This is a genomic window from Roseateles sp. PN1, from assembly GCF_038419725.1.
Classification (GTDB): Bacteria; Pseudomonadota; Gammaproteobacteria; order Burkholderiales; family Burkholderiaceae_C; genus Paucibacter_A.
In genome coordinates this window covers 1-2,626 of the sequence record NZ_JBCARA010000030.1, presented here as the reverse complement: position 1 = coordinate 2,626, position 2,626 = coordinate 1, and the positions used below count along the sequence as shown (strand labels likewise).

Annotated in this window: 2 protein-coding genes; both read left to right on the top strand. The window is 65.1% G+C overall.

From position 1 onward, the window contains the following. The first annotated feature begins 149 nt into the window (after nt 1–149). Nucleotides 150–1,037 carry a tyrosine-type recombinase/integrase gene (locus AABB87_RS22995; protein ID WP_341973600.1) on the top strand — a complete coding sequence of 296 codons (888 nt, stop codon included), beginning with the start codon at nt 150–152 and terminating at the stop codon, nt 1,035–1,037. Between the two features lie 25 nt (nt 1,038–1,062). Next, a complete protein-coding gene (locus AABB87_RS22990) occupies nt 1,063–2,265 on the top strand; it encodes an IS91 family transposase (RefSeq protein WP_341973599.1) in 1,203 nt (400 codons plus the stop codon). Nucleotides 2,266–2,626: the final 361 nt, after the last annotated feature.

The following is a 2,626-nucleotide window of genomic DNA, read 5'->3' as shown; positions in this document are numbered from 1 at the left end:
ATCCAAGTTGAACTAAACCGCTGACGCGGTGACTGCGCTGGCTGCGGTCACCGCGTTTTTCATGGGCAGAAGTGTCGGCACTTGCGCGGGTGCGGAATCAGGCGAAGCCTTCGGCTTGGGGAATCCTCCCCGGCACGAAGGAGACTGCCATGACACCTCTGCGGCAACAAATGCTGGATGCGATGGTGGTGCGGGGCTTGGCCGCACGCACACAAGAAACCTATGTGGATTCGCTGGGACGCATGGCTCGCTATTTCAAGCGCAGCCCGGCGGTGTTGACGGCCGCAGAGATTGAGGCCTACATGCTGCACCTCGTCAAGGAGCGTCACCTGTCCTTCTCTTCGGTCAACCATGTGGCCGCCGCCAGCCGCTTTTTGTTCACCCATGTGCTGGCCCAGCCAGAGACCGGCGAGCGCATGTTGCCCCCGGTGGCTCGCAACGCCCAGAAGCAGCCGGAGTTGTTGGGGCGCGATCAGATTGCGCAGTTGTTTGCCCATTGCCAATGCGCCATGACGCGCATGCTGCTGCAAACGCTGTATGCCTGCGGCTTGCGCATCTCGGAGGGTTGCCATCTGCGTGTGGCCGACATCGACAGCGCACGCGACCGCATGTGCGTGCGCGTGGTCGCGGGCAAGGGCAGCGCCGACCGCTACACCTTGCTGAGCCCCACCTTGCTGGTGTTGCTGCGCGAGCATTGCAGGCGCTACCGCTGCCATCGGCAAGACCCGGGATGGCTGTTCTTCAACGCCCACACTTTGCAGCCGCTGAGCACCTCGGGCATGCAGCGCCACTACCAAGCCGCACGGCAGGCGGCTGGCATCACCAAGGCCGGCAGCACGCACACCCTGCGCCACTGCTTTGCCACGCACTTGCTCGAAGCCGGAGTGGACTTGCACACCATCTGCCGGCTGCTGGGTCACGGCCATATCGAGACCACCAGCCGCTACCTGCATCTGATCAGCCCCCAGTTCAAGCCGCCCGCCAAGGCCGACCCACTGGACCTGCTGGCCGGCCTGCCAAGCATCAAGCTCCATTGACCCGCCAGCGAAGGGGTGACAGGCCATGGCCACCTTGGCCGAGGTGCTGCGTCGCTGCGGAGCTGCCTACTTGCGCGAGCACCGTCTGAGTACGCCTCAGGCCAAGGCCTGGCGGGCGATCTGCGCCTGCCGCACCGAGTCGCTGGGCGGGCAGCGCCTGGCCTGTGCGACCTGTGGCCACAGCCACTGGCACTACCACTCCTGCCGCAACCGGCATTGCCCCCAGTGCGGCGCCCGCGCCAAGGACGCCTGGCTGCAAGGCCGGCTGGCCGAGGTGCTGGATGTGCCCTATGCGCATCTGGTCTTCACGCTGCCGCATCAGTTGCACAGCCTCTATGCACGTCAGCCACGCTGGGTCATCGACACCTTGTTCGCCGGCGTGGCGCAGACGCTGAGTGAGTTCGCCGCCAACGCGAGGTGGATGGGCACCCAAGGCGGCCAGGCTGCCTTCAGCCTGGTGCTGCACACCTGGAGTCAAGACCTGCGTCAACACCTGCACCTGCACGCCGTGATGGCCTGTGGCGTGCTGGGCAAGGACGGACACTGGCAAATCCCCATCCGCAAGCCTGACTTCTTGTTCCCGGTGCGCGCGCTCTCCAGCGTGTTCCGTGCCAAGTTCATGGCGGCGTTGCATGCCCTGGCCCAGGCCGCACCGAACGACACAGACCCCAACTTGCAGCCAGCGGGGCGCAAGGCGCTGTATCGGCATGCCTGGGTGGTCTACGCCAAGACCCCGCTGGGTGGCCCCGCGCAAGTGCTGAATTACCTCAGCCGCTACACCCATCGCACGGCCATCGGCAACGAACGCATCAAGGCCATCACCGCCGCAGATGAGGTCATCTTCAGCGTGCGCGCAGGTGCCCATGGCGGCAAGAGGCGAGTGCGACTGGACGGCCAGGAGTTCATTCGCCGCTTCCTGCTGCACATACTGCCTAGCGGATCTAAGCGCATCCGGCATTACGGCGTGCTCGCCAACGGCTGCAAGAGGACCCAACTCGCCAGCGCCCGCCAGGCGCTGGGTCAGCCGGCGCCCAGCAAACCAGCACTCCAAGCGGCCCAAGCCTTTATGGCCCGGGTGGCGCAGATCGACATCCAGCGCTGCCCGCAGTGCAAGACTGGGCAGCTGCGGGTGGTTCAGGTCCTGGCCGGGCTGCGCCGGCTGCCCGTGCACGGGGAGCAGTCAGGCCTTGCAGGCCGACCGCCCATCCAAGCCAGAGGTCCGCCGTGAGCACCAGCATCTGCCTGGGTCAAGTTCGAAAGCGCCATGCCTGCGGGGCGGTGGGAGGCCCGACTGAGCCTGTTGCGCCTCCAGTGCTGGTACTGACAGCAAAACACCCGCGCCAAGGTGGCCGCAGGACACCTCAAACTGCAGCCAAGAACCATGTGGGAATATCACAAGCCTCGGAACTTTGCTACCGACCATAATCAGCGTCATGTCTGCCGCCATTGCGAACCAATCCCCATTGCCCACAAGCCTCGCGCGCCAGGTGGGTGGTGACGGTTTCGTCCAACACGGTTTACCTGCCGCCGGCTGCATTGGGTTGTTCTGTCACCGCCGTGCGGCGGCAGATAAACGCTAACTGTTAGGC